Source organism: Lutibacter sp. HS1-25 (assembly GCF_004121075.1).
Lineage (GTDB): Bacteria > Bacteroidota > Bacteroidia > Flavobacteriales > Flavobacteriaceae > Lutibacter.
This window is the reverse complement of the sequence record NZ_RHLN01000135.1, coordinates 21,954-39,967: the sequence shown is the minus strand read 5'-3', so window position 1 is coordinate 39,967 and position 18,014 is coordinate 21,954. Positions and strand designations below refer to the sequence as shown.

The following is an 18,014-nucleotide window of genomic DNA, read 5'->3' as shown; positions in this document are numbered from 1 at the left end:
TTGTTAGTTATTATTTAGTTTGTTTTTGTTTTTTATCAGTAACCAATTCATCATCAAACAACATACGAACCGAAGGCGTGTAAGTATCTTCATACTGCCCCGATTTGACTGATTTGATAAATATAATGAAAAAAAACACTGCAACAACAATACTTACGCCTATTGTTATGTAGACAACTTCCATTTTAGTTACTTGATTTTTTAGTTATTTAATTTGAAAACAAATATACATTTTAGATTCGAAAAAAAAATGATAATTGTCATATTATACCACATCCAACTATTCAATTTACTAGTTTTTAAAGCTTTCTTGAAATGAAATTTGTAACTAATGTTACAAACACCACAATTGATATAGAACTCAAGGGCATTAAAATCGCTGCTACAACCGGTGTTAATTGTCCTGTTAAAGCAAAATACATTCCAATTACATTGTAACAAAATGAAATGATAAAACTCATTTTAATTACTGCAATTGTTTCAACAGACAATGCAATAAATGCAGGTAATTTATTAAATAATTGTGCATCTAAAATGGCATCACTGGCTGGTGAAAATACATTCACATCTTCAGAAATAGCAACACCAACATTGCTTTGTGCCAAAGCACCTGCATCATTTAAACCATCTCCAATCATCATTACTTTTGCACCTTGTTGTTGCATATTTTTAATAAACTCCAATTTATTTTCGGGTTTTTGATTGAATTCAAACTGGGTATTTGGAGGTAATATTTTTTCTAAATACGGCTTTTCACCTTCATTATCTCCAGACAAAATAACCAATTTGTATTTTTTTGAAAGCGTTTCAAAAACTTCTTTTACACCCGTTCTATAACTGTTTTTAAAAATATAACAACCTTTAAAATCGTTGTTTATTTTAATGTAGATAGAAGTTTCATTGTTGTTAATTAAATTGCTGTCTACAAAACTTGCTGATCCCAATTTGATATCGTAACCTTCAATTTTAGCTTCAATTCCCTTTCCAAGAATTTCATCAAAATACAGCGGTTCAACATTTAAAGTGTTTTCTGAAATAAAACGATATAACAACCTGCTTAACGGATGATTAGATGCTCTTAAAACCGTTTTTACAGCACTTAATTCGCTGTTATTTAAAACTTTTCCTTCATAACTAATTTGCGTTTTGTCGCTAGAAGTAATCGTCCCTGTTTTATCAAAAATAATGGTGTCTATTTTTGAAATATTTTCAATCGTTTCCGCATTTTTTAGGTAACATTTTTTATACCCAAAAATCCGCAACATATTTCCTATTGCAAACGGTGCAGATAACGCCAATGCACAAGGACAAGCAATTATTAAAACTGCTGTTACAACATTAAATGTCATAGACGGATTGGTAAAATACCAATAAATACCAGCAAATAAAGCAATGGCTAAAATGGCTATCGTAAAATATTTACTAATGGCATCTGTAATATTTTTTATGGTAATTTCGTTTGTTTTGTTAAAAACATCGTTGCTCCATAATTGTGTTAAATAGCTTTGAGACATTGTGTTTACAACATCCATTTCAATAGCGCCCGTAGTTTGTTTGCCGCCAGCAAATAATTTATCGCCAGATTGTTTGATTACAGCTACCGATTCTCCTGTTACAAAACTATAATCTATTGCTGCATTTCCAGCTATTAAAATACCATCAACAGGTATCAACTCTTCATTTCTAATTAATAACCGATCTCCTTTTTCAATATCTTTAACGGGAATGCTGGTTTCCTTACCATTTACTATTTTAGTTACCGCAATTGGGAAATACGATTTGTAATCGCGCTCAAACGATAAAAAGTTATAGGTTTTTTGCTGAAAAAATTTACCCAACAATAAAAAGAAAACCAAACCAGCCAAACTATCAAAAAATCCAGACCCAATATTAAGTATAATTTCAAAAGTACTTCTTAAAAACAATACAGAAATACCTATGGCTATGGGCACATCAATATTTAACATTTTATGCTTCAAACCTTTATAAGCAGCAATAAAATAATCTTTTGCCGAATAAAAAACTACTGGAATAGCCATCACAAACATCAACCAGCGAAATAAAAACTTGTACTTTTCTAACCAAAAATCATCTGCACTCAATTCAAAATATTCAGGAAAAGACAATAACATAATATTGCCAAAAGAAAATGCAGCTATGGTTAACTGATAAATGAGCGTTTTGTCTATTTTTTTATTTTTAACAGCATCATCATCCAAACTTATGTATGGCTCATACCCTATTGAAGTAATTAACTCAACCAATTGTTTTAAGTTAACGCGTTCATTTTTAAAGGTAATACGTATTTTTTTTGTTGGAAAATTAACCATAGATGTGGTAACACCATTGTTTAATTTACTTAAATTTTCCAACACCCAAATACAAGAACTACAATGGATACTAGGAATAAAAAATTCTACTACAGAAATATCACCATCATTAAACTCAACCAGCTTATTTACAATTGATTCATTTTCTAAATAATTGTATTTCCCTTTTATATCTGTTGGAATTGTTCCAGGACTTGTTTCAAAATCGTAATAACAACTCAATTCGTTGCTATTTAAAATTTCATACACGGTTTTACAACCATTACAGCAAAAGGATTTCTCATCAAAAGAAATTTCGTTTTTGTTACAATCTAATCCACAATGATAACAATTGGTATCGCTCATTTATTTCTAATTTCGTTGACAAAAATATTCAATTATTTTCACACAATTATGACAAATATCATTAATTTTATTACCTTTGACACTAAACTAAAACGTACTATTAACTATGTCTTCAAATTGCAGACAATGCATTATCAAAAGATTTAATGCACTTAAATCATTGACGCATGATGAATTGGAAAAATTTTCTGATCATAAAACCACCATTTTGATAAAAAAGGGTGAAAATTTAATGACAGAAGGGAATCCTATCAATGGACTGTATTGTATTAGAGGCGGAAAAGCTAAACTTACCAAACTGAATACCAATGGTAAAGAGCAGATTATTAAGTTTGTAAAAGATGGTGATATTTTAGGTCACAGATCTATTTTAAGCGATGAACTGGTTGGTTTAAATGCCATTGCTTTGGAAGATATGCACGTTTGTTTTATTCCTAAAGGAGATATATTAGATACTATTAAAGAAAACAATAATTTTTCTTTACAAATGATGCGAAACATTTCGCACCAATTAAATGAAGCCAATACTTCTATTTCTCAAATGGCTCAAAAGCCTGTAAAAGATAGATTGGCAGAAACTTTGGTTCACCTTGAAGACTTATTTGGAGTTGATAACGAAGGTTGTATTGACGTTATTTTGACCAGAGAAGAAATTGCAAACACAATTGGTACTGCTACAGAATCAGCCATTAGATTGTTATCAAACCTTAAAAAAGAAGGTATCATTGATTTAATTGGTAAAAAAATCAAAATCATAAATAAAAATATGCTTAAAAATTTATCTGAAGGATATTAGATAGCATTCCTATTGATTTACCCGTAATACATTACAATTTCAAAGATTGTCATTCTAAACTTTTGACAAATAAATTGAATTGTTTTAAAACTAAAAAAAAGAACACTGAGCTTGTAAATAAACTCGATGTTCTTTTTTTTTATAACAGCAAACAGGCTATAAATTATGCTTTTTTAGCCTTAAACATTAAGTATAAACCTATTAAAATCAATGGAATACTTAATACCTGCCCTGTATTTAAATCTAAAAACCAATTTTCACCACCTTCAACCTGTTTTTCTTTAAAGAACTCAACTACAAATCGTGCTGACCACATTAATACAAAATACAAACCGAATATATATCCGATTTTTTGTTTTTTATCAGTTTTCCAATATATAAACCATAATATAGCAAATATTACAACATAACTAATTGCTTCATATAATTGAGCCGGGTGACGCGGAAAATCTTCTCCAAGCCTTTGAAATACAAAACCATAATCTGAATTTGTTGGTTTTCCAATAATTTCAGAATTCATTAAGTTTCCTAAACGAACAAAAGCACCACCAATTGAAGAAACAACTACCACCCTATCTAATATGTACAATAGTGGCTTTTTAAGAATTTTTTTACTGTAAAAATACAATCCTATAATTATTCCGATGGCAGCTCCGTGACTTGCCAAACCTGCAAATCCGGTAAATTCAAATTTTGGAGAAAAACGAAATGGTAAAATAACTTCCAAAGGTTTTTCGAACAAAAAAGCAGGATCATAAAATAAGAAATGCCCCAAACGCGCACCAATCAATGTTGAAATTACTACGTAAATAAATAAGGAATCTAATTTTTCAAGCGGAATTTTATCTTCAATAAATATTTTTTTCATCAAATGCAATCCAAGCATAAATGCAATTACAAACATTAAACTGTAGTATCTAATTGCAAAAGGACCTATCTTAAAAATTTCTGGTGAAGGATTCCAATCTATATAATTTGCGATCATTTTTATTTGGTATTTATCCCATTAATCCTTCTCAAAGGGAAGGAAACAACTGGATTCGAATTTAATTTTTAAACTTTTATAATGTAAAATTTCATCAACTTTTCAACCTTTACGGGGTTTGGAAAATTACGGAACAGGATCATATCCTTTTCCACCCCACGGATGGCAACTTCCAATTCGTTTTATAGCAAGCCATCCACCTTTAAAAACACCATATTTTCTCAAAGCTTCTAATGAATAACTTGAGCAGGTAGGTGAATACCTGCAACTTGATGCTGTGTAAGGCGATATTGCTGCCTGATAAAAACGAATCAGCCAAACAAAAGGAAGTGACAATATTTTTGAGATACTTTTCAAATTAGTTTACAGAAAAAGTTGTTCCCTCTTTCCCATCTTTTAATTGAATGCCCAAGATAGCCAATTCGTCTCTAATTTTATCAGACATTGCCCAATCTTTATTGTCACGTGCATCTTTACGCATAGCAATCAACATTTCTACAACACCCGATAATTTGTCTGAACTGTCTTCTTGTAATTCATTTTTCAACCCTAAAACATCAAAAACAAAAGCGTTAAAAGTTGATTTTAAAGTTGCCAAATCTTCAACAGAAATGCTTTCTTTTTTATCAAGTAACAAATTCACAAATTTAACAGCTTCAAACAAATGCGCTATTAAAACCGGTGTATTAAAATCATCATTCATTGCATCGTAACATTTTTGTTTCCACGCATTGATAGCTATTGATGACGTTTTACTTGTTTCAATTTTATCCAAGCCACTTAAGGCTTCCATTAATTTTATATAACCTTTTTCTGAAGCTTCCAAACCAGCACTTGTAAAATCAAGAATACTGCGGTAATTGGCTTGTAACATAAAAAAACGAGTTGCACTTGGCGAAAATGCTTTGCTAAGAATTTTATTATCACCCGAAAATATTTCGTTTGGCAAAATATAATTCCCTGTTGATTTTGCCATTTTCTGACCGTTTAAAATCAACATATTGGCGTGCATCCAATAATTAACAGGATATACACCATTGTTAACTTTAGATTGTGCAATTTCACATTCGTGGTGCGGAAATTTTAAATCCATTCCACCACCGTGAATGTCAAAAGTTTCACCTAAATATTTGGTACTCATAGCACTACACTCTAAATGCCAACCAGGAAAACCATTGCTCCAAGGCGAAGGCCAACGCATAATATGACGTTCATCTGCTTTTTTCCAAAGCGCAAAATCTTGTGGATTTTTCTTTTCTGATTGTCCGTCTAATTCTCTTGTATTGTGAATAGAATCTTCAATATTTCGACCAGAAAGAATTCCGTAATGTTCTTTTTCATTGTATTTTAAAACATCAAAATACACAGAACCATTTTCAACATAAGCAAAACCTTTTTCAATAATATCTTTAATAATTTCAATTTGCTCAACAATATGACCCGTTGCAGTTGGCTCTATACTAGGCGGTAAATTATTAATTGTTTGCAATGTTTCATGAAAATCAACCGTATAACGTTGCACCACTTCCATTGGTTCAATTTCTTCTAAACGTGCTTTTTTAGCAATTCGATCTTCACCTGCATCTGCATCATTTTCTAAATGTCCTGCATCTGTTATATTGCGAACATAGCGTACTTTATATCCCAAATGTTTTAAGTAACGAAAAATCATATCAAAAGACATAAAAGTTCTAACGTTTCCTAGATGTACATTGCTATAAACAGTAGGTCCACAAACATACATACCAACTTTACCTTCTATTAAAGGTTTAAAAATTTCTTTAGATTTACTCAAAGAATTGTAGATTTTAAGCTGATTTGTTTTGTATAACTCCATACTTTGCTGTTTTTTTTAAGTGTGTAAAGATAATAACAAATACTTAATGTAAAAATTTAAACCTCATTGGTTTTTAAGTATATTCATACCAATATAAATATCGCTCCTTATTTACAACATTCTCCCAATCTTTATTATTTTATCTCAATAAATATTATAATTTTGCCTTTTCGTACCTATAATGTATAGATAAATTAATTGAACCTGCACTAACTAAAATAAATGAAATACGAATTTACAATAGTTGTTCCTGTATATAATGAAGAGGATAATTTAAAGCGAGTTGAAAAATCACTAACTGATTATATAAAAATTGCCTCTAAAAAAACAAAAATTCTTTTGGTTAATGATGGAAGTCAAGACAATAGTCAGGCTTTAATTGAAGAAATTTGCAACCATAATTCGGACTTCACTTATATTCAATTTCAACAAAACTGTGGTTTAAGTGCTGCTATTTCAGCAGGATTTGACAATACAGATACTGAATTGGTTGGTTATATTGATTCGGATTTACAAACAGATCCTAACGATTTTAATTTATTGTTGGCTGAAATTGAAAATTACGATTTGGTAACCGGTGTTAGGTCTAACAGAAAAGATTCGTTTGTAAAAAACATGTCTTCAACCATTGCAAATGGTATTAGACGCGCTTTTACCCACGACGGAATGGATGATACGGGCTGCCCGTTGAAGGTTATTAAAACTGAATATGCTAAAAAAATTCCAATGTTTAAAGGATTACATCGCTTTTTACCTGCAATGATTTTATTGCAAAACGGAACAGTAAAACAAATTACTGTTCAGCATTTTCCACGCATTGCCGGTGAAGCAAAATTTGGACTGTGGAACAGGTTGTTAGGTCCTTTAGTTGATTGTTTTGCTTATTTATGGATGAAGAAAAAATACATCAATTATAAAATTGCAACCAAAGGTTAATGAGTAGCTGGATTATTTATACTATAGGTTTTTTTGCACAACTTTTATTTTCTGGAAGACTTGTTTTACAATGGATTTTATCTGAAAAAAGTAAAAAAGTATTGACTCCTAGCCTATTTTGGTGGTTGAGTTTACTGGCTTCATTTTTACTTTTTGTGTATGGTTATTTGCGTGAAGATTTTGCCATTATGCTTGGGCAGGCACTTACCTATTTTATTTATATTAGAAATTTACAATTACAAGGTCAATGGCAAAAAACGCCAAAAACTTTACAAATACTTTTGTGGATTTTTCCGTTGTTGTTAGTTATTTATTCATACAACAACAATAGCTACGACATAGATAAGCTTTTTAGAAACGAAGCTATACCAGTTTGGTTGTTAATTTGGGGTATTATTGCTCAAATTATTTTTACTTTACGTTTTGTGTATCAATGGGTTTATTCTGAAAAAAAGAAAGAATCCTCTTTGCCTTTTGGTTTCTGGCTGTTGAGTTTAATAGGCTCAATAATGATTTTAATTTATGCCGTATACAGAAAAGATCCTGTTTTATTGGTTGGTCATTTAATGGGAGCTGCCATTTATTTTAGAAATATTCTGATTCTAAAAAAACAAGAATAACAAACCTTACATCATGAAAAATAAACTTTACATACTATTGGTTATTGCCTTTTTAGCACTAACTGTTATGCTTGGCAACTGGGGTTTAACAGATAGTAGCGAAGCACGTTATGCGCAAATTGGCAAAGAAATGTTTGTAAATAACGACTATATAAACCCAACATTATTGGGTATCAAACATTTACACAAACCGCCAGTTACTTATTATATAACTGCGTTTTCTTATCAGATTTTTGGGGTCAATGAATTTGCAGCTCGTTTTTTTATGCAATTGGCTTTGGTTTTACAAATTTTATTGGTTTTTAAAATCGCTTTACTTTTATATAAAAACGAAAAATTAGCGTTTACAGCTGCACTTATTTATTTTTCGTTGCCCATAACTGTTATTGCAGTACGAACCTTAACTACAGATGCCTATTTAACTACTTTTATTTTAGCTGCCATTTTTAGCTGGCTGAAGTACAAAGAGGATCAAAAATATTATTTGTTGTATTTGTTTTATTTCTTTTTAGGACTCATTTTCGAAACCAAAGGACCTGTTGGTTTTGTTGTTCCTTTAACTTTTGTAATTACTCATAAAATTATAAACAAAGAAAAAATTGAATTGTCTATCCATCAATTTTTAGGTTTTTTACTATTTCTATTGGTTTCAGCAAGTTGGTATATTGCAGCAATTCAAAACAACGAAGGTTTGTTTGACTATTTCTTTAACAATCAATTGGTTGAAAGAGTTGCCGAAAATAAATTTAAAAGAGGAAAGCCATTTTATTATTATATTTTACTAATGCCTTTAATTGGTTTGCCTTGGCTTTTTTACTTGCTATTTTACTTCAAAAAAAATCTAAAAACGATTTTTAATGAAAAGAAAAACGATTTTATTTTACTGATTACTTTTTTGGTGTTGTTTGTTATTTTATCAATCTCAACTTCAAAATTAATTTTATATGTACTTCCACTATACTTTGTAATTGCCATATTTTCAGCAAAATACATTAGTGAATGTAGCGAGAAAACCATCAAGATTTTAAAAAATATTTACATCATATTAATTTCAACAATCACTTTTTCCTTATTCATTTTATCATTTTTTAATTTTGAATTAAGGGTCAATCACTATTTTGCTGTGCTTGTTTTGGTAATATTTGCAATTGTAAATTGGTTTTTAAATAAAAAAATAGCGAATAGTAATTATCTTAAACCGGCCTATTTTGGTGTTGTTTTTATCATTTCAATAATGATGTCGGCCAATTATTTATTTAAAGATAACGAACTTAAAATCAACTCTGTAAAACCTTTGGCTGCATTTATTGAGCAGCAAGGTAATCCAAATTCCGAAGTGATGGTTTACAATTATTTATTGCCTTCGCTTTCATTTTATTTAGATAAAGAAATTACAACCATCAACCACGGAAGATATACCACGCAAAGAGAAGTTCAGTTTGAAACCAACAACCTTTGGAAAAAACATTTAATCAATTATTTTGATACTGAAGACAGGGCTCGCATTTTGAATATGGATGTTGAAAAACCAACCTATTTAATTAAAAGAAAAAAAGATGTTTTTCCAGATACTTTGCAGGTTTTTGCAAATAAATTAAAAAACAAAAAGGACTTTGAAACGTTTGAATTGTACTATTAATTTAATTGAATTTTATGATAAAAACAATTGAAAAATATCCGGTTTTAAGTCTTACCATATTGGTATTACTTATGTTATTGGTACATTTAGACGTACCCAATTTAACCATTATGGAAGCTCGAAATTTTATTTCGGCACGTGAAATGGTACAAGACAACAACTGGCTATTAACTACTTTAAACGGTGAAGCTCGATACCAAAAACCACCATTACCTACTTGGTTAACTGCAATCTCTGGTATTTTATTTGGTATAAACAGCCTGTTTGCTTTGCGATTACCAGCAGCGCTGATGGTTTTGTTTCTTGGGATTTTCATTTATTTTTTCTCTTCAGAATTAAAACTGTCGAAAGGTCAAAGTTTTAGAAATAGTTTGATTGTAGTAACTTCTTTTTATGTAATTGGCATTTTAAACGAAGCACCTTGGGATATTTTTGCCCACGGTTTTATGATGGCTGGTTTGTTTTACCTATTTCAGTTTTTTTCAAAAAATGAGCAATTGTGGAAAAATGCTTTTATTGCTGCTTTTTTTGTGGGACTTTCAATTTTAAGTAAAGGTCCTGTGTCTTTATTTGCGTTGTTTTTACCTTTTATAATTGCTTACGGAATTATTTATAAATTCAAAAATTTCAAACAAAAAGTAGCGCCCTTTTTAGCATTTATCTTGTTATTTATAGCTATTGGAACTTGGTGGTTTATTTATGTACGTTTGGCAGATCCAAAAGCATTTTTAGCCATAGCAGCGCGTGAAACTGGCAATTGGAGCAGTTATAATGTAAAACCTTTTTATTATTATTGGAGCTTTTTTGTACAATCTGGCTTGTGGACAATCCCTGCGTTTATAGGTTTGTTATATCCTTATATTATCAAACGTGTAGAAAATAAAAAAGCCTATCGGTTTACATTTTTATGGACCATTATTGCGGTTGTTTTACTATCTGTAATTCCTGAAAAAAAAGCACGTTATTTAATGCCTGTTTTGATACCATTGGCTTTAAATACGGGGTTTTACATACAATACCTTATCAAATCTTTTTCTAAAATTACAAACAAAAAAGAAACAATTCCTGTATATTTTAATTTTGGATTGATTGCCTCTATTGGTGTAGCTTTTCCAGTAATTTTATACTTTATTTTGAAGAATGACATTCAATTGTATTTGTATAATTACATTTCAACATCAGTTGCATTACTTGTTATTGGGGTGTTGATGTTTAAATATTTGGCAGCTAAAAATTTAAAAAATGTATTTTATTTAAGCATTTTATTTATGGCCTCAATTTTGGTTTTTGCAATACCAATTTCTAAAATTTTCAATAAAAATGAAGCTTATAATTCTATAAATAACTTACACAAGTTAGAGAACAGTAACCATTTAACTACTTTTTCTTTAGGAGAAATTACACCGGAAATGTTGTGGGATTACAATGGGAAAATTAAAAATATTTATGAAAATGACATAGTCCATTTTCCATCAGACAATCAATTCGGATTGCTTGTTCCACCTGGAGATATAGAACGTGTTGTTTTAGATTTAAAACAAGATTACAATTACAAACTAATAGCAACTTACAATGCAAATGTAGGTTCAAAACAAAAAGACAGACTGATTAGAGAATACTATATTATATCAAAAAAATAATTACTTTTGACCTATGAAAACACTTACTAACATTGATAAAATTGCTGCTTTATTTTTAACAATTATTTTTGCATTGGGAATTTATTTTGCCAATACAGACCTTTTGTTCTTTGACAAAGTTTATACCGTTGAAGATGGTTTTGTTGAAAATGGATCTGCTATATTTTTACTTTCATCGAGTATTTTATTGTTAACCCGATTTTTTAAACTTTTTAGCAGTAAAAGCACTACATGGAAAATAGGAATTGCAGCTATGGCTTTGCTTTTCTTTTTTGCTGCTGGTGAAGAAATTTCTTGGGGGCAACGTATTTTTAACATTGAATCTTCAGCATATTTTTTAGAAAACAATGCTCAGGGAGAAACCAATTTACACAATATGGTAGTTGGTGGTACAAAAATTAACAAACTGATATTTAGCCAGTTACTAACCGTAGTTTTGGTTATTTACTTAATTATAACACCTTTTTTATACAGAAAATACGAATGGGTTAAAAATTTAGCCAACCTGTTTGCTGTGCCTATTGTTCAATGGTATCAAACAATTTATTTCTTGGCAGGAACCGTTTTACTAGCTTTTATTCCTTCAAACAGAAAATGGGAAATTTACGAACTTGCTTTTAGTGTAATATTTTTATTGATATTTTTAAATCCGTTGAACAAATCTATTTATCAGAAATAGTTTCAAAATATTTTTTAAAAACTTGCTTCAATAAAAAACAGCAAAGAAAACCGTAAAAACCACCAATAAAAATTCCTGTTAACACATCTAACGGAAAATGTACACCAATATAAATTCGGCTATAACTAACCAGTAGTGACCAAAATATTAATATTGGTAATAGGTATTTTAATTGCTTTTTAAATAACATTCCAAAAAATATGGCAATTGCCATTGAATTGGCTGCGTGTGCTGAAAAATAAGAAAAACGACCACCACAAGTGGCTTTTACCAAACGCACCAAATGCGCAATAGTATCATCGTGACAAGGTCTTAAACGTTTAAATCCGTATTTAAACAAATTACTTGTTTGGTCTGTAACTGTAATTAATAAAGCTACAAAAACAAGAACAACCATTGTTTTTTTAAATCCGTAATATTTATATGAAAAATACAATAACAACAAATACAATGGAATGGCACTAAATTTATTGGTTATAAAAAGCCAAAAACCATCCCATTGAGTTGTTCCTAAATTATTTAGAAAAATTAATAGTTCAATATCTTTTTGTATCAATATATCTAGCATCAAATCTATTTTTTATTGTTTGTCCATTAACTCAACTTCAAAAACCAAATCGGTACTTGGCGGAATCAAACCTCCTGCTCCCTGTTTTCCATAACCCAAATGAGATGGTATAAAAAGTATGGCCTTATCACCTATTTTCATTTGTTGCAAGCCTTCGCTAAAACCGGCAATCAATCGTGCCTCTGGACTGTATTCAATAGTAAATGGTTTATAACCATTTTTTTGATCTCTCTTTGCATCGTAAACACCGTAAGCTTTTGCAATTTCAGCAATACTTGTTTCAAATAATTTACCATCAGAAAAATACCCCGCATAATTTACACTCACTTTGTTACCAACTTTAGGTTTTTGACCATTTTTAGTTTCAACAATAACCATTTTTAAACCAGAAGGATATTCAGTAGCTTTTGGATAATTTTCGTTAAATTTTTTCATTGTTGCAGCCAAAGCAACTTTCAATGCTTTGTCTTTTTTAATTTTCTCTTCCAAAATAACCTTGTAATAATTTGAAAATACTTTGTTTGCTTTGAAAGATTTAGCTGCTTTACCTACCTTAATAATTTCAACTTTTTTAATGGTATCATATTGAACAATAGAATCTACCACTTGTTGTCCGCTTTCAACATTTCCAAAAACAGTATGTGCACCATCTAACCAAGGTGTTTCTTTATGTGTAATAAAAAACTGACTTCCATTGCTGTTTGGACCTGAATTTGCCATAGACAAAACACCTGCTTTAGCATGTTTTAAAACCAAACTATCTCCTACATACTTAGGAAATTCATCATTAAAATTATATCCAGGATTGCCTTCGCCAGTACCCAAACGATCGCCACCCTGTATCATAAAATTAGGGATTACCCTATGAAAAATAGTTCCGTTATAATATGGTTTACCCTTTAAAGAATCTACTACAAAATCGTTAGTACCTTCTGCCAAAGAGACAAAATTAGCAACAGTTACAGGTGTTAACTCAAATTCTAATTTTAATAAAATTTCTCCCCTATTGGTTTCTAAGTTTGCATATAAACCATCGTTTAAATGAGCGTATTCAGTAGGTTTACAGGCGCTTATTATCAAAGACAATATAATTATTAAGACGTAAGTATTTTTCATTGAATTATTTGATTTTATTAAAAAAAAATATCCTGTGAATATACATACTTTTTAGGTATATACATGCACAGGATAAAATATTTTGGGTTGTATTAGTTTGCTACTTCAATCAACTCAACTTCAAAAACCAATGGATCAAATGGTCTAATTACACCACCACGAGGAAATGCACCATAAGCCAAATCTTGAGGAATAAAGAATTTGTATTTTGAACCAGTAGACATTAATTGTAAACCTTCTGTCCAACCTTTTATAACTTGACTTACACCAAAGCTTGCAGGCTCACCTCTTTCAATAGAGCTATCGAAAACAGTTCCATCAATTAAAGCACCGCTATAGTGTACTGTTACTTTAGATGTTGCTGATGGTTTTTCACCAGTACCTTCTTTTAAAACAATGTATTGTAATCCGCTTTCAGTAGTTACAACACCTTCAGCATCTTTATTTTGCTCTAAAAACTTTTCACCTTCTAATTTAACTTCAGCAAATTCTTTTTCTACTTTTGCCAAAGCTTCTGCTCTTTGTTTTTCTTGTTGCTCAGCTTGTTTCTTTTCAAAAAATGGTCTTAAAACATTGTCAATATCTTTTACTTCTACCAATAAATTTAAAGAATCCATTCCACTGTTAAAACCTTGGATAAAAAGTGCTCTATCAACATCAGAGAAATTTGTTCTTAATTGACTTCCTAAAGCCAATCCGTAAGTATAACTTGCTGAATCTATTTCAGTTTTTAATTCTTTTTTTGTAACCTGACTGTTACAAGATACCATTGTTATAACAAATGTTAAAACAAAAACTAATTTAATTACTTTCATTTTTTTTATTGATTTTTATTAATTGAACTTTATATATTAATGATTGATTAATACCTATTTTATTTTGGTCGCCAGCATATCCGTAAACTTTGTGAGATGGAAACAAAAAAGTAACCACATCACCCTCATGCATTAATTTTAATCCGTTACGCAAGCCTTCAAGCAATTCTTGTTTATCTACAACATACGATTGCAATCCTATTTCTTGAGCACCATAAATTAAATTATTTTCGACATTAAAAACGTCAAATGTATACAAAATTTTGTCACCAACTTCAGGTAACTGTAAATTTGTACTTTTTACATTGTATGTATACCAAAATCCGTTTGGAGAAGCTATGTATGCTGTTAATGAATCTTTTGCCATCAAAGCTTTAAAAACAGCTTCTTCATTTTTAATAATTGATTTATTTAACAAAATGGATGTTTCATCTTCACTAACTGTTTTTATGGATACAGGCTTTCTAGGTTGAGGATTCATACAAGAAATAAGCATCCCTATTGCAAAAAATAAAACAATTTTAGTCTTCATAAGAATTTAATAATTCACTTTTATATGAAGGAAGAATACTTAAAAAATTTGAAACGGTAGCGTCTAATGAAATTTCAGACCTACCACCAGCAGCATTGTCATGTCCGCCTCCATCAAAATGCGCTCGGGCAAATTTATTAACAGAAAATTTTCCTTTAGAACGCAAAGAGATTTTTACAATTTGCTGATCAACATCTTCAATAAAAATGGCTGCAAAAATAACCCCATTTAAAGAAAGTGCATAATTTACAATACCTTCAGTATCTCCTTTTTCGTAATTAAATTCATTCAATTCGGCTTGAGACAAGGTAATATAGGCAGTTTTCAAATTTTGAATTACAACCATATTACTCAATGCACGTCCTAACAACTGCATACTTCCGTAAGAATTGTTATCATATACATTGTTGTGAATTCGAGCGTTATTAGCACCTTTTTCAATTAAATCGGCTACAATTTTATGGGTGGTACTTGTTGTTGAAGGAAATCTAAATGAACCCGTATCTGTCATAATTCCAGTATATAAACAGGTTGCAATATTTGCGTCTATGGCTTCAACATCATCTAATTTTTCTAAAAAATGATAAACCATTTGACAAGTAGAACATATTGAAACATCTGAATACAAGTACTTTGCAATAGCATCTGGCTCTTGATGATGGTCTATCATAACAAACATTCCCATAAAACCTTCCAAAGTGTTTTGCATATCACTACCAACACGATGCAAAGCATTAAAATCTAATAAAAATATTATAGAAGCTTCATCAATAGCGCTTTTTGATTGCCTGTTTTGCATATCAAATTTTAACACATCTTTAGAACCTGGCATCCATTTTAAAAAGTAGGGATAATCATTTGGAGCTACAACAGTAGCGTTGTGTCCTTTGTTTTTTAAATAATGATAAATCGCTAAACTTGAACCTATTGCATCTCCATCAGGATTTCTATGCGGTACAATTACAATGTTTTTAGGACTAGCAAGTAAGTCCTTTATTTCATTTATTTCACTTCTATTCATAGGTAGCAAATATACTATATAATCCCATATTTCATCCTATTAAACATGCAATTTTGTTAAGTTTTTTGTTAAAAAAATAGATTATAAAAATTCACCTATTAAAAAATTCACATATTCGCAAAACCACTCATTTTATCAATAAATACGTAATAAATATGCATTAAATACCTAATTTTTAACACATAAAAATGTACATTTGTTTAGATAAAATTAAAAAAATGGCAACAAACAGAACATTTACAATGCTTAAACCCGATGCAGTTGAAAAAAATTACATTGGACCTATATTAGAAAAAATTACAGCGGCTGGATTTAAAATAATAGCGATGAAAATGACGCGTTTAACAGAGGCTGGCGCAAAGCAATTTTATGAAATTCATAAAGACCGACCGTTTTACAATGATTTGGTGAAATTTATGACCAGAGGTCCTATAGTTGCCGCTATTTTAGAAAAAGAAAATGCAGTTGCCGATTTTAGAGTTTTAATTGGCGCAACCAATCCAAATGATGCTGCCGAGGGAACCATACGTAAATTGTATGCAGAATCTGTAAGTTTCAATGCCATACACGGTTCTGATAGTGATGAAAATGCAGCTATTGAAAGTGCTTTTCATTTTTCGGGAAGAGAAATATTTTCTAATTAAGTAGTTTAAAATAAAATATTTTATTAAAAAAGCCCAATCATTATTATAAAACAATTGGGCTTTTTTATTTATATACAATGTAGTACTTAACTTAACAATATTTTTGAAATCAACTGCTCCCCCAACTCTTCATTCATCATTTTTATAATTTTCTCTTTTCCATAGCTCAATTCTTCTCTTAAAACCGAAGATTTTAAATTAACAATCAATGTTTTTCCTTGTAGCTCAATATGATGCGTATAAGAAACCACGCCATTACCCATTAATTTAGCCCAAGCTTCTTTAACAGAGATTTGATTCATACCTTTGGTTAGTTTATTTTCTTGAATTACATCTTTCATTAAATCCTGAATAGAGTAAAATTCATTCAATCGCTTTGCCATTATAGTTCAAATATTTTAAAAGATTGATTTGTTTTTTTTACGACTTCTTCTGTTCTACCTCGGTGTGTATCACTAATAAATAATTGTCCAAATTCATCATTATTCACCAAATTTATAATTTGCGCTACACGTAAATCGTCTAATTTATCAAAAATATCGTCGAGCAAAAGTATGGGTTTTACATGGACTTTTGTTTTAATAAAATCAAATTGCGCCAATTTTAACGCAACTAGATATGATTTTTGCTGACCTTGAGAGCCAAACTTTTTAACAGGATAACCATCAATTTCAAAAAGTAAATCATCTTTATGAATACCAACGGTTGTATATTGTAAAACACGGTCTCTTTCTAAACTTTCAGCAAACAAGGTTGGTAAATCACCTTCTTCAAGTTGTGTTTTATATACTAAGTTTACCTGCTCTTTGCTATTTGATATCGCCTCATAACGTTTTTTAAAAATTGGTATAAAAGCCTCTAAAAATTCTTTTCGGCAGTTATAAATTTCTAAACTATACCTATTTAATTGCTCATTATACACATTTAAATTAACAGCATCAAAAGTTCGGTTGGCAGCAAAATATTTTAGCAACGAATTGCGTTGTGTTAGTACTTTATTATAACTAATTAAAGCTTGCAGGTATTTTGGATTAGACTGACTAATTACGCCGTCAATAAATTTTCTACGCGTTTCACTACCTTCAATTATCAAATCACGATCGGCTGGTGAAATAATAACCAGTGGTAAATAACCAATATGATCTGAAAATTTCTCGTACAATTTACCATTTCGTTTGATTACTTTTTTATGTCCACGCTTCAAACTACACACAACAGTATCTGTTCTGTCGTTAATTTGGTAATGTCCTTCGATCATAAAAAACGCTTCCGAATGCCTAATTATTTGTGTTGAAACAGCATTAAAGTAACTTTTTGCAAAAGAAAGATAATAAATTGCATCTAAAACATTGGTTTTACCAACACCGTTATCACCAACAAAACAATTTATTTTACCCTCAAAATCAAATGATTGCGACTCAAAATTTTTAAAATTTACCAGTGTTAATTTTTGTAAATGCATCTATATTTTTTGAAGCTATAAAATTATTGAAAATAAATGAAAATTTAGA

At 30.2% G+C, this 18,014-nt stretch carries 19 protein-coding genes; 7 read left to right on the top strand and 12 right to left on the bottom strand.

Annotated features, from left to right (window positions below):
- Nucleotides 1–10: 10 nt before the first annotated feature.
- Nucleotides 11–184, bottom strand: a complete 174-nt coding sequence (gene ccoS / locus EC396_RS13080) for a cbb3-type cytochrome oxidase assembly protein CcoS (RefSeq protein WP_129367046.1) — start codon at nt 182–184, stop codon at nt 11–13.
- A gap of 115 nt (nt 185–299) precedes the next feature.
- The gene (locus EC396_RS13075) at nt 300–2,675 is read right to left on the bottom strand and encodes a heavy metal translocating P-type ATPase metal-binding domain-containing protein (protein WP_129367045.1); all 2,376 of its coding nucleotides are present in this window, start codon (nt 2,673–2,675) and stop codon (nt 300–302) included.
- Between the two features lie 106 nt (nt 2,676–2,781).
- On the opposite strand from EC396_RS13075, the gene EC396_RS13070 reads away from it, so the two are divergent.
- Nucleotides 2,782–3,471 (top strand): Crp/Fnr family transcriptional regulator, encoded by a 690-nt coding sequence (locus tag EC396_RS13070; protein WP_129367044.1) that lies wholly within the window; start codon nt 2,782–2,784, stop codon nt 3,469–3,471.
- 163 nt (nt 3,472–3,634) lie between these two features.
- Here the strand turns inward: EC396_RS13070 and lgt are convergent, their stop codons facing one another.
- From lgt to cysS, 3 genes are all read right to left on the bottom strand, one after another.
- Nucleotides 3,635–4,456, bottom strand: coding sequence for a prolipoprotein diacylglyceryl transferase (gene lgt, locus EC396_RS13065; protein WP_129367043.1), 822 nt, complete (start codon nt 4,454–4,456; stop codon nt 3,635–3,637).
- 126 nt (nt 4,457–4,582) lie between these two features.
- On the bottom strand, nt 4,583–4,813 hold the full coding sequence (gene yidD, locus EC396_RS13060) for a membrane protein insertion efficiency factor YidD (protein ID WP_370276498.1): 231 nt from the start codon (nt 4,811–4,813) through the stop codon (nt 4,583–4,585).
- A 1-nt stretch (nt 4,814) separates the two neighbouring features.
- Nucleotides 4,815–6,293, bottom strand: a complete 1,479-nt coding sequence (cysS, locus tag EC396_RS13055; protein WP_129367042.1) for a cysteine--tRNA ligase — start codon at nt 6,291–6,293, stop codon at nt 4,815–4,817.
- A gap of 222 nt (nt 6,294–6,515) precedes the next feature.
- On the opposite strand from cysS, the gene EC396_RS13050 reads away from it, so the two are divergent.
- The 5 genes from EC396_RS13050 to EC396_RS13030 are packed head-to-tail and all read left to right on the top strand — an operon-like array spanning nt 6,516 to nt 11,807.
- Nucleotides 6,516–7,229, top strand: a complete 714-nt coding sequence (locus tag EC396_RS13050) for a glycosyltransferase family 2 protein (protein ID WP_129367041.1) — start codon at nt 6,516–6,518, stop codon at nt 7,227–7,229.
- A complete protein-coding gene (locus EC396_RS13045) occupies nt 7,229–7,849 on the top strand; it encodes a lipid-A-disaccharide synthase N-terminal domain-containing protein (protein ID WP_129367040.1) in 621 nt (206 codons plus the stop codon). Before EC396_RS13050 ends, EC396_RS13045 begins: the two co-directional genes overlap by 1 nt.
- 13 nt (nt 7,850–7,862) lie before the next feature.
- Nucleotides 7,863–9,488, top strand: coding sequence for a glycosyltransferase family 39 protein (locus EC396_RS13040; protein WP_129367039.1), 1,626 nt, complete (start codon nt 7,863–7,865; stop codon nt 9,486–9,488).
- Nucleotides 9,489–9,502: 14 nt separating this feature from the next.
- The gene (locus EC396_RS13035) at nt 9,503–11,128 is read left to right on the top strand and encodes a glycosyltransferase family 39 protein (protein WP_129367038.1); all 1,626 of its coding nucleotides are present in this window, start codon (nt 9,503–9,505) and stop codon (nt 11,126–11,128) included.
- A 13-nt stretch (nt 11,129–11,141) separates the two neighbouring features.
- A complete protein-coding gene (locus EC396_RS13030; protein ID WP_129367037.1) occupies nt 11,142–11,807 on the top strand; it encodes a hypothetical protein in 666 nt (221 codons plus the stop codon).
- On the opposite strand, the gene EC396_RS13025 is transcribed toward EC396_RS13030, so the two are convergent.
- From EC396_RS13025 to EC396_RS13005, 5 genes are all read right to left on the bottom strand, one after another.
- Complete coding sequence (locus EC396_RS13025) at nt 11,791–12,375, bottom strand: phosphatase PAP2 family protein (protein WP_129367036.1); 585 nt, start codon at nt 12,373–12,375, stop codon at nt 11,791–11,793. The two genes, EC396_RS13030 and EC396_RS13025, sit on opposite strands and share 17 nt — an antisense overlap.
- 12 nt (nt 12,376–12,387) lie before the next feature.
- Entirely contained in the window at nt 12,388–13,491 is a 1,104-nt protein-coding gene (locus tag EC396_RS13020) for a peptidylprolyl isomerase (protein WP_129367035.1), read from the bottom strand.
- 92 nt (nt 13,492–13,583) lie between these two features.
- A complete protein-coding gene (locus EC396_RS13015; protein WP_129367034.1) occupies nt 13,584–14,306 on the bottom strand; it encodes an FKBP-type peptidyl-prolyl cis-trans isomerase in 723 nt (240 codons plus the stop codon).
- Nucleotides 14,293–14,838 (bottom strand): gliding motility-associated peptidyl-prolyl isomerase GldI, encoded by a 546-nt coding sequence (gldI, locus tag EC396_RS13010; protein WP_129367033.1) that lies wholly within the window; start codon nt 14,836–14,838, stop codon nt 14,293–14,295. The genes EC396_RS13015 and gldI overlap by 14 nt, the downstream gene beginning before the upstream one ends.
- Nucleotides 14,828–15,859, bottom strand: coding sequence for a bifunctional oligoribonuclease/PAP phosphatase NrnA (locus EC396_RS13005; RefSeq protein WP_129367032.1), 1,032 nt, complete (start codon nt 15,857–15,859; stop codon nt 14,828–14,830). The genes gldI and EC396_RS13005 overlap by 11 nt, the downstream gene beginning before the upstream one ends.
- A 218-nt stretch (nt 15,860–16,077) precedes the next feature.
- On the opposite strand from EC396_RS13005, the gene EC396_RS13000 reads away from it, so the two are divergent.
- Nucleotides 16,078–16,503: a nucleoside-diphosphate kinase gene (locus EC396_RS13000; protein ID WP_129367031.1), complete on the top strand. Its 426-nt coding sequence runs from the start codon at nt 16,078–16,080 to the stop codon at nt 16,501–16,503.
- Nucleotides 16,504–16,589: 86 nt separating this feature from the next.
- Here EC396_RS13000 and EC396_RS12995 read toward each other — a convergent pair whose 3' ends face one another.
- A complete protein-coding gene (locus EC396_RS12995) occupies nt 16,590–16,886 on the bottom strand; it encodes a DUF721 domain-containing protein (protein ID WP_129367030.1) in 297 nt (98 codons plus the stop codon).
- Complete coding sequence (locus EC396_RS12990; protein ID WP_129367029.1) at nt 16,886–17,965, bottom strand: DNA replication/repair protein RecF; 1,080 nt, start codon at nt 17,963–17,965, stop codon at nt 16,886–16,888. Before EC396_RS12990 ends, EC396_RS12995 begins: the two co-directional genes overlap by 1 nt.
- Between the last annotated feature and the right edge of the window lie 49 nt (nt 17,966–18,014).

What these genes read in the sequence shown, in the direction of transcription:
- ccoS (WP_129367046.1), bottom strand. Translation starts at nt 184, where the DNA reads ATGGAAGTTGTCTACATAACAATAGGCGTAAGTATTGTTGTTGCAGTG.
- EC396_RS13075 (WP_129367045.1), bottom strand. Translation starts at nt 2,675, where the DNA reads ATGAGCGATACCAATTGTTATCATTGTGGATTAGATTGTAACAAAAAC.
- EC396_RS13070 (WP_129367044.1), top strand. Translation starts at nt 2,782, where the DNA reads ATGTCTTCAAATTGCAGACAATGCATTATCAAAAGATTTAATGCACTT.
- lgt (WP_129367043.1), bottom strand. Translation starts at nt 4,456, where the DNA reads ATGATCGCAAATTATATAGATTGGAATCCTTCACCAGAAATTTTTAAG.
- cysS (WP_129367042.1), bottom strand. Translation starts at nt 6,293, where the DNA reads ATGGAGTTATACAAAACAAATCAGCTTAAAATCTACAATTCTTTGAGT.
- EC396_RS13050 (WP_129367041.1), top strand. Translation starts at nt 6,516, where the DNA reads ATGAAATACGAATTTACAATAGTTGTTCCTGTATATAATGAAGAGGAT.
- EC396_RS13045 (WP_129367040.1), top strand. Translation starts at nt 7,229, where the DNA reads ATGAGTAGCTGGATTATTTATACTATAGGTTTTTTTGCACAACTTTTA.
- EC396_RS13040 (WP_129367039.1), top strand. Translation starts at nt 7,863, where the DNA reads ATGAAAAATAAACTTTACATACTATTGGTTATTGCCTTTTTAGCACTA.
- EC396_RS13035 (WP_129367038.1), top strand. Translation starts at nt 9,503, where the DNA reads ATGATAAAAACAATTGAAAAATATCCGGTTTTAAGTCTTACCATATTG.
- EC396_RS13030 (WP_129367037.1), top strand. Translation starts at nt 11,142, where the DNA reads ATGAAAACACTTACTAACATTGATAAAATTGCTGCTTTATTTTTAACA.
- EC396_RS13025 (WP_129367036.1), bottom strand. Translation starts at nt 12,375, where the DNA reads ATGCTAGATATATTGATACAAAAAGATATTGAACTATTAATTTTTCTA.
- EC396_RS13020 (WP_129367035.1), bottom strand. Translation starts at nt 13,491, where the DNA reads ATGAAAAATACTTACGTCTTAATAATTATATTGTCTTTGATAATAAGC.
- EC396_RS13015 (WP_129367034.1), bottom strand. Translation starts at nt 14,306, where the DNA reads ATGAAAGTAATTAAATTAGTTTTTGTTTTAACATTTGTTATAACAATG.
- gldI (WP_129367033.1), bottom strand. Translation starts at nt 14,838, where the DNA reads ATGAAGACTAAAATTGTTTTATTTTTTGCAATAGGGATGCTTATTTCT.
- EC396_RS13005 (WP_129367032.1), bottom strand. Translation starts at nt 15,859, where the DNA reads ATGAATAGAAGTGAAATAAATGAAATAAAGGACTTACTTGCTAGTCCT.
- EC396_RS13000 (WP_129367031.1), top strand. Translation starts at nt 16,078, where the DNA reads ATGGCAACAAACAGAACATTTACAATGCTTAAACCCGATGCAGTTGAA.
- EC396_RS12995 (WP_129367030.1), bottom strand. Translation starts at nt 16,886, where the DNA reads ATGGCAAAGCGATTGAATGAATTTTACTCTATTCAGGATTTAATGAAA.
- EC396_RS12990 (WP_129367029.1), bottom strand. Translation starts at nt 17,965, where the DNA reads ATGCATTTACAAAAATTAACACTGGTAAATTTTAAAAATTTTGAGTCG.